Below are 8,146 nucleotides of genomic sequence, written 5' to 3'. Positions count from 1 at the left end.
GGTATTAGCAATACTCGAATAAAGTCAAATTAAAAACCTTGAAACGCGGTAGACCACGTAAACGACTTAGGGTGTTGGCTGCCGATAAGGGGTATGACTCAAAACAACAACGTGCAAGTTTACGCTTTCCGAGTATTCGACCCCAAATACCAAAAAGAGTTTGGAAAACTAAGAAAAATAAAGGTAGACCGATCAAAATATCTGTGACAAGATACCAGCAAGAACGTTGTTTTGCTTGGTATCAACGCAAATACCGTCGTTTAGCTGTTCGCTGGGAACGTCGAAAAGTATATTTTGATGCATTTCTTGATCTTGCTACTATTCATATTTGGATTCAAAGAATTTTATTAGTGGGATAGGTTCTTGCTTTTCTTAGCGATTGATACTGGAGTTTAGACTAAGCAACAAAAAACGACCCAGCAAAGCTGAGTTGAAAAGAAACAGGCTTCAGACATGAAAATCTACAACCCTAAGCAGATTTTGTTTGCTCTTTGCGGGGCTTATTTGTAGTTTTTTTGACTATCGGATAGCGAATTCTACGTTGTCGTGGTTTTCCTGGTTTCCAGCCTGGAGACTTTCCACGAGGTTTAGGCGAGCGGGCAGGAGTACCAATCACTGCAAAAATGCTCCCTATCGCTTGGGCAACCCTTCCAGGGGTCATTTTGTCCAATGACTTTTGCCAAGGTAAAGGATTATCAGCAACGATATCACGCGCCAGCCACAATTCCCAAGTCATCAGAGGCATCAGATCACTCCAACGCTCACATTGCTTGGGGGTACTGAGCTTAGGAAGCGTCCAGTGTAGGCGTTGCTTCAAAAAACGATACCAGTGGTCAACAGTAAAGCGCCGTAAGTAGAGTTGCCAAACTTCAGATAGTGGAGGCATTTCTTCTCCTACCCAAGCCAACCACAAAGGTTTTGATACCCTGAAATGACCTTGTTCATCAAGACGCTCAACCCTGATGAAGGACATGGGGCGTGTGGCAGTTTTACGAAAGTGTAAATTTGACCACAAGCTCACCTTGATCCGCCCTAATTTGGAGTGGTTTAATTCTATACTTTGAGTGACTTCACTCCATGTAGAAGGTTCGTTCAGTTTGAATTTATCACCATGCTTCCTGGACCGCCCCTTACCAGAATATGGTGGCGGTGCGCCCCACAAACATAGGTTTGAACGCAAACGTACCAGAATATCTGCTCTAATGTTGGCTGTCTTCAAAACGAAAGGAGCGCACCCATACTCACTATCCCAAACCGAAATTGGTCTAGTTGGCAAATGCTCACACACTTGTTGCAACTACCAAGTTGCCTTCTGTATGGGGTTTTCCCAACTGCTAATTCGCTCATGTCTCAAGGGTAACGCCCAACTGCCTGAATCCTCCGGTATCCACGCAATGGTGCTATATCCCTGACCAATAGTAATCGGTTTATTTCCAGGTACTGTAGCGCTGCTGTGTTCTATTGTCCTCTCCTGTAGAGTGACCGCATCTGGGCGCGACCATGCAGTGTGGTCGCCTGCTAACAATGGACGGCTCTGCGTTGGCATCTGTTTGATGTATAACTGCATCAATTTTTGTCGCTGTGGTCTGCTATCTTGTAATGCCTCGGAGATGCTTGGCCACTTACGTCTAAATACTGCTGATAGCGATAAATCTGCCAAACTGTAGGCGTTACGAGTCAGCAATATTGCATCTGTCAGTTCAAAAGTCACATCATGCGCTCTACCTAAATGCTCATAAGCGGCTTGACGAAATTCTTCTAGTTTGGCAAGTTTCATATTGGCAGGTGAGAGTTGGTGGTTCTTCTCTCATCTACAGGCGTTGGGGGTCTGTGTTAAGCGCAGACTCTCCTTCCAAAAATTTTATACTAACGACACGTACACTCCTTTGTTAACGATCGCCTGCTTTTAGTCTAAACTCCAGTAGGTAAGTCTCTACTCCATACTCATTAACGAGACGAAACTGCACCACTTCAAACTGAAGTTGACCAACGGCAGCTAAAATTGGGTTGCGTTTACTCTCATCTGTGGAGTGTAAAATCTGCACTGCTCCCTCTTCTTGCAGTTCTGTAACCACTTTGTTGAAATTCTTATATTTGGTGGGATCTGCATTCTTTAGGTAAGCAAATAACTCAGGAGAGAAAGAAGGAATACTAGGGTACACCAGCTTTTCACCTATATATACAGTATCTCCAATCGCAAATGTCCCCGGATTATTTAACCCCACTACATCCCCTGGATATGCGACTTCCACGGTATCTCGTTCTTGAGCAAATAACTTCTGGGGATGGGATAGGCGAATAGTTTTACCTGTACGGGCATGGTTCACCACCATGTCTTTTTCAAACTTACCAGAGCAGACACGCAAAAAAGCAATGCGATCGCGGTGTTTCGGGTCCATATTGGCTTGCAATTTAAACACGAACCCAGAAAATTCTGGATAAGTTGGCGCAATTTCACCCTTATTACTTTTGTGAGGAGTTGGCTTGAGTCCATATTCCAAAAATGACTCTAGAAATAACTCCACACCAAAGTTGTTCATAGCACTGCCAAAAAACACCGGGGTCATTTTACCTTGATGCACTGCTTCTAAATCGAAGGTTGAACCTACCCCATCGAGAATTTCTAAGTCTTCTTTGAGTTGGTAGTATAACTCTGGCTCTAAAAGTGACTCAATTCTCGGATCGCCCATAGAGATAGTAGTATCTGCGGCTTTTTTGCTACCATGAGCAGCTGTCTTTTGAAACAAATGGATTTGCTGATGGCGACGGTCAAAAACGCCTCGGAACTGGTCGCCTGTACCAATCGGCCAATTGATGACATAAGTTGCAAGCCCTAACTCTTGCTCAATTTCATCAATTAGTTCTAAAGACGACATACTGGGACGATCCAGTTTGTTAATAAAGGTAAAAATAGGCAAAGAACGCAATCGACAAACTTCAAATAGCTTGCGAGTCTGGGTTTCTAATCCCCTCGCCGCATCAATGAGCATGACTGCATTATCCGCAGCCGCTAGAGTTCGGTAAGTATCTTCACTAAAATCTTGGTGTCCTGGTGTATCTAAAAGATTGAGGAGGAACCCTTGATACTCGAATTGCAATACTGTTGAGGTGATAGAGATACCCCGTTGTTGCTCCATTGCCATCCAATCAGAGGTAGCGTGGCGTTGGGCGCGACGAGCTTTTACAGAACCAGCTTGCTGAATTGCGCCTCCGTAGAGTAGCAGCTTTTCGGTAAGTGTAGTTTTACCTGCGTCTGGGTGAGAGATGATCGCAAAGTTACGCCGACGCTCGATTTCTTGCGGAGCGATAAGCCCGGAGGGCATGGCTTCGCCTATCGCATCCCGTAATTCTGTTTGCATAAATTCCAAATTTTGAGAATTGCTCTATTAATCAACTTTGACTATGCAGCGGGAGTATGCCTAGCCAGGATCAAGCTAGACAGCCAATTAATAGAGCAATCCTACGGTGGACACTGATTGCCAATTCTCAGGTTAACGGAATGAATTTTTTTTAGGCGACAGTGGCTCACGGCTCAAAGATAAAAACTTGTTGCAAGGTCTTATTGTGATTATATAACTGAAGTCGCTTTTTATGAAAGATACCGTGATTTTTCCTCACTTAAGGGCAAGTAAGATAGTATCAACTCTAACTAGTACACTGCGGCGTAAATTCAGTTAGTGTATAAATGACGAGATTAATTTGACCACTCATGCGCTGCCAACCGCTGACAATCACCCTGAGTGATACTGACCAGCAAGCCCTGGAAAAGTTAGTGAATCGACCCAGTACGCCGCAGCAAATCGCACAACGTGCCCGTAGAAATTTGGTTTAGTATTCTCATACCAAGTTGCAATAGATAGTATTATTTAGTGGAAGTAAAATCGGTGTGCAGCGATGCCTCATACTCGGATGAAGATTCTTGCTCATTTAGATTATGCACAGTTGACCCAACGCTACCGTCGTTGTCGAGATGTAAAAGAACGCAGCAGATGATTAGTCATTCGTCTGTTGAGCCGACCAGAAAAACCAATGAAAGTAGAGCAAGTAAGTAGCTGAAATTACAGGTTTTAGTAGCGATTGGGTTGGCAATTTTCTTCAGGACATTAAAATAGCCCTAGCAGTTTTGCTAGAGCTAATTCTATTGGCTATCGCATCAATTCTAATTTATTAGAGTTGTTTACCATTAAATAAACCTTCAACTTTTTTGTCGGGATAGCTTTTCTTATTGAATTCTAAGTTAGCGATCGCTTGCTCTTGTGACCAACCAGGTTCAAAGCCAACTCTCGTACCATCCCAGATTAATTCATAGCCGACTTTTTGACCGTTGAATAAACCTTCAACTTTTTTGTCAGGATAGCTTTTCTTATTGAATTCTAAATTAGCGATCGCTTGTTGGAGTGTCCAACCTGGTTCAAAGCCAACTCTCGTACCATCCCAGATTAATTCATATCCGACTTTTTGACCGTTGAATAAACCTTCAACTTTCTTGTCGGGATAGCTTTTCTTATTGAATTCTAAATTAGCGATCGCTTGTTGGAGTGTCCAACCTGGTTCAAAGCCAACTCTCGTACCATCCCAGATTAATTCATATCCGACTTTTTGACCGTTGAATAAACCTTCAACTTTCTTGTCGGGATAGCTTTTCTTATTGAATTCTAAATTAGCGATCGCTTGTTGGAGTGTCCAACTGGGTTCCATGCCAACTTGCACTCCATCCCAGAAAAGTTGGTATTTACCTAAAGCGTTTGGATTTTGGGTTGGTTGAGAAGCAGTATTGCCTGAATTGGGTAAATTGATGGCAAAATTGTCACCTTTGCAACGGCGAAATGCACATGCTTCTGCTTTCCCTTCAAATCTTAGTGGACTTCCCTTAACACAACCTTGTACTTGGGCGTAAGAGCCAGCAAAATCAACAGTACCAAAAGTCGCACAACCACCATCACGACCTATATATTGTTTCTGACTGGTGATTGGCCCAAGCTTGGCATAAAATTCGTAACCAGCACCTTTTTCTTCAACACATACACCTACACCTTTAACATCTATGCAATTAGCCTTATCTTGTGCCATTGCAGGTTGAGCAAAATTCAATGAAAATAGTGGCACACCGACGCTGATGAGTGCTGCAAGTAGACCTAATGGTTTGCGGGACATAAATTTTTCCTTACGAGTAGATTGGTGAGACGAAAAAGCAGATTTAGAGGTGTAATTAGTAGTCATGGTTTACGTTCCTTTGTTGAGTAGTTAACGGTATGATTGTTTATAAGTTGATTTGCTGTTGAGCTAGGCGAAATTAACAGGGCAAATCGCTCATCATGCTGATGATTTGCTGCCACTGTACAAGTCTGCATTGGGCAGAAATAATGACTACCTGGCTTCAACTTCTGTGGAGAGTAGTTAAAGTAGTTTGAATTACCGCAACCTCGAATTTGTTGGTTGGCGTTACTTACTTCACCCTCCACAGAGTTACACGTTTAACTTTTGAGGTTTATGCACTCAAATAAGAACAAAGCCAAAAAATTTTTTAACAACCCACTAGAGCCAATTTCCCAGCAAGACGTAAGATGCCCAATGTAAGGGATGGCGGTAATCTGGGTCTTTTAAAAGAGAGAGTTGAGCTTGCCGCAGTGCTTCTGCTTTTGTCACCTGCTTAGTTGCTAATTCTTTATAAAATTGACCAATGAGGCGAGCACCAGATTCATCATCCAAACTCCAAAGAGAAGCTAAGGTACTGCGTGCGCCTGCTTGAATTGCCACTCCAGCCAGTCCTAAAGCTGCTCGTTTGTCTCCCTCGGCAGTTTCGCAAGCACTGAGAACGAGTAATTCAATTGGCTCAGGTGTAGTTTGCTCTCTGCTGCGAAGCAAATCTTTTAGTTCGTTGAGTTTAATCGGTTTATCCCAAGCCAGCACAAAGGTTTCATCAGCATTGGAACTAAATTGACCATGAGTTGCCAGATGCACTACAGAGAAGGGCACAGAGTCAATCTGTTTTCGTAATTCTGAACTAGTAAATTTCTGATTCACGAGAACTTCGCTAGGCACTTCCGACTCAATTGCTTTTAATTCGTCACTGACATTTGGTAAGGAACTAAACCCATGTCGTGCTTCTGTGAGTCCAGCGACCAAAGTTTTTAGCCTACCTTGGCGCAAAGGACGGGGCCCTAATAGCTCTAACCCAGGTGTAAGTGCAATACTGTATTTCTCTACCAAATACTGTTTGCCATCATACAAGGCTGCGATCGCCACATTCCGCAAAGAACCATCTAAGACGAAAACTAATGTTTTCACCTGACTTTCAGACAGTTCTGCTTCCACAGGGCGAATTAACCAGTCGTAAACTTTTGCAGATAATAATTTTCCTTCAGGTGTTGTGAAAGACTTCTCTAAATTTTCTCTGAGTTGCTCTATAATTTCTTCTACTTCAGGTTGACTTATTTTGGTGGCATAGTGGCGTAGTGGCTGCTGAGGTAAACTCAGAATTACTTCTAGTCGGTCTGGGAGAATGATGGGATAAATTACCGCTGCTTCTGATTGTTGAATCTGCTCAATCGGTACTATCTGACCTTGTAGACAAGCTGAACGAAAGAAGTTGTCGAGTTCTGCTAGTTGTAGTGATTCAATTACTTGACGGGCTTGTTTTAGCTGCTCCTGACTAGATTCTACGTTTTCACCTGGATTTAACAGTAATTGTACATATTCACGATATACAGGCTCTACAGCTTCACGGAAGGAAAATTGAATATCACTGTTAATCGCCACCAAATCGCTACGCAGAGATTTTAATGTTGTAAAGGCTACTTCATAAGCTGATGTTGCTGGCTTGATTGCTCCTTGGGCTTTTAAAACTCGTCCTAATTGCCATTGCCACTGATAACTAATATGTGGAGCATTAATGGCTTGAGCTATTTGCAAAGCCTGCTGGGTTAAATCTTGAGCATTTGACCACTGCTGAGTTTGTTCGTAGAGTCCACCTAGATAACCCAAAGCATAAGATTCTGCTTGTTGGTCACTTAAGTTTTGAGCTTCTTGAATTGCGATCGCCAGTAGTTTAGCAGATTCAGCGTTTCCTTTAGTTCCCAGTTTCACCAAACTTTTGGCAAGGTTGATGCGAGAGTAAATTGTTGAGCGACTGGGAGGTAGATTACTAAACTTTGGCTGGAGTTGTAGCGAGAGACTCTCGGCTTTTTTCGTTTGTCCAGTTGCTATCAATAGCTGGAGTTGATTGATTTGAGACTGAATCTGCGTCATGCTGCTTGCAGAGCCAGTAGTTGCAGCCTGTTCGTAATATGCCAATGCTGCATCTGTATTGCTTTGAGCATAAGCTGTGTTACCCAGGCTGAGTAAGGTGGCACTCAATTCTTGTTGTGACACATTAGCACCACCCTGTAGCATCTGCAAACTTTGCTGTAAAACTCTGCGAGAATCAGCGAAAGCGCCCACTGATTTAAGAACGTTGCCCAGGCTACGCAATCCTGTAGTTTTTAACTGCCGGTCTGGTTGATTCTCTAGTGTTTGTTCTACTTCTGCTAGGGTTTTACGAGCTTGGAGATAAAGCCCTAGAGCTTGTTGGGCTTGAGCTTGATTAATTAAACTGCCAATTCTGCCTTGTGTATAGCCTGCTGTGGTATAAATGGCAGTTGCCTGTTGCCAAGTATTGAGAGCTTCTTCTGCCTTACCTTGAGCTAATTGCAAACTTCCTTGAGTGTTGAGCGCTTGGCCAAGGATGAGTTTTGTTTGTGCTGTTGTCTGTTTGGAGTTTTGGATTAAATTCAAGCTAGAGCTAATTGTCTTAGTTGCCTGCTGCCACTGTCCCAACTGCTGGTAAGCCAAGGAGAGATAATTTAGCACCATAGCTTGAGACGATAAATTCTTTTCTGCTTTGAGTGCCGATCGCCAAATATTTACAGCTTCAGCATATCGTTCTGCTTGGTACAGTTCTCTACCTTGTTGAATTAAATTTGAGTCCGATAAGTATTGTGTTGATTTTTCTCCAATTTTCTCTTCTAGAAGCAGAGGTTGAACAGAAGAAGCTGTGACTTGCCTCAATTCAAGTATCAGAGTTAGACTCACCCCTATTAGCAGACAAAGCGCAAAAGCTAGAGCTTTACGCAAAAATCTTGGCTGTTTTTTTGCCATGTGAGAGTCC

4 protein-coding genes and 2 pseudogenes are annotated in these 8,146 nt (G+C 43.0%); 2 read left to right on the top strand and 4 right to left on the bottom strand.

Features of this window, described 5'->3' with window-relative positions; all coding sequences use genetic code 11:
* Nucleotides 1-38 precede the first annotated feature (38 nt).
* On the top strand, nt 39-359 hold the full coding sequence (locus tag F8R90_RS30355; protein ID WP_230967137.1) for a transposase: 321 nt from the start codon (nt 39-41) through the stop codon (nt 357-359).
* A gap of 110 nt (nt 360-469) precedes the next feature.
* Here the strand turns inward: F8R90_RS30355 and F8R90_RS30350 are convergent.
* Both F8R90_RS30350 and prfC read right to left on the bottom strand, forming a co-directional pair.
* Nucleotides 470-1,777: pseudogene (locus F8R90_RS30350) on the bottom strand (NF041680 family putative transposase).
* Between the two features lie 145 nt (nt 1,778-1,922).
* Nucleotides 1,923-3,323 (bottom strand): annotated as a pseudogene (prfC, locus tag F8R90_RS30345) (peptide chain release factor 3); the annotation flags it as partial.
* Nucleotides 3,324-3,709: 386 nt separating this feature from the next.
* Between prfC and F8R90_RS33605 the strand changes: the two are divergent.
* Complete coding sequence (locus tag F8R90_RS33605) at nt 3,710-3,832, top strand: hypothetical protein (RefSeq protein WP_269141815.1); 123 nt, start codon at nt 3,710-3,712, stop codon at nt 3,830-3,832.
* 335 nt (nt 3,833-4,167) lie between these two features.
* Here F8R90_RS33605 and F8R90_RS30340 read toward each other — a convergent pair whose 3' ends face one another.
* The gene (locus F8R90_RS30340; protein ID WP_196513763.1) at nt 4,168-5,220 is read right to left on the bottom strand and encodes a hypothetical protein; all 1,053 of its coding nucleotides are present in this window, start codon (nt 5,218-5,220) and stop codon (nt 4,168-4,170) included.
* A 315-nt stretch (nt 5,221-5,535) separates the two neighbouring features.
* On the bottom strand, nt 5,536-8,136 hold the full coding sequence (locus tag F8R90_RS30335) for a CHAT domain-containing protein (RefSeq protein WP_196513761.1): 2,601 nt from the start codon (nt 8,134-8,136) through the stop codon (nt 5,536-5,538).
* Nucleotides 8,137-8,146: the final 10 nt, after the last annotated feature.

The sequence above is a fragment of the Nostoc sp. NZL genome (assembly GCF_015714705.1).
Taxonomy (GTDB): Bacteria; Cyanobacteriota; Cyanobacteriia; order Cyanobacteriales; family Nostocaceae; genus Nostoc; species Nostoc foliaceum_A.
This window is presented reverse-complemented; position numbering and strand designations above follow the sequence as displayed.

Excerpts from the sequence above, each read along its gene's own strand:
- F8R90_RS33605 (WP_269141815.1), top strand. The coding sequence starts at position 3,710 with ATGCGCTGCCAACCGCTGACAATCACCCTGAGTGATACTGACCAGCAA.
- F8R90_RS30340 (WP_196513763.1), bottom strand. The coding sequence starts at position 5,220 with ATGACTACTAATTACACCTCTAAATCTGCTTTTTCGTCTCACCAATCT.
- F8R90_RS30335 (WP_196513761.1), bottom strand. The coding sequence starts at position 8,136 with ATGGCAAAAAAACAGCCAAGATTTTTGCGTAAAGCTCTAGCTTTTGCG.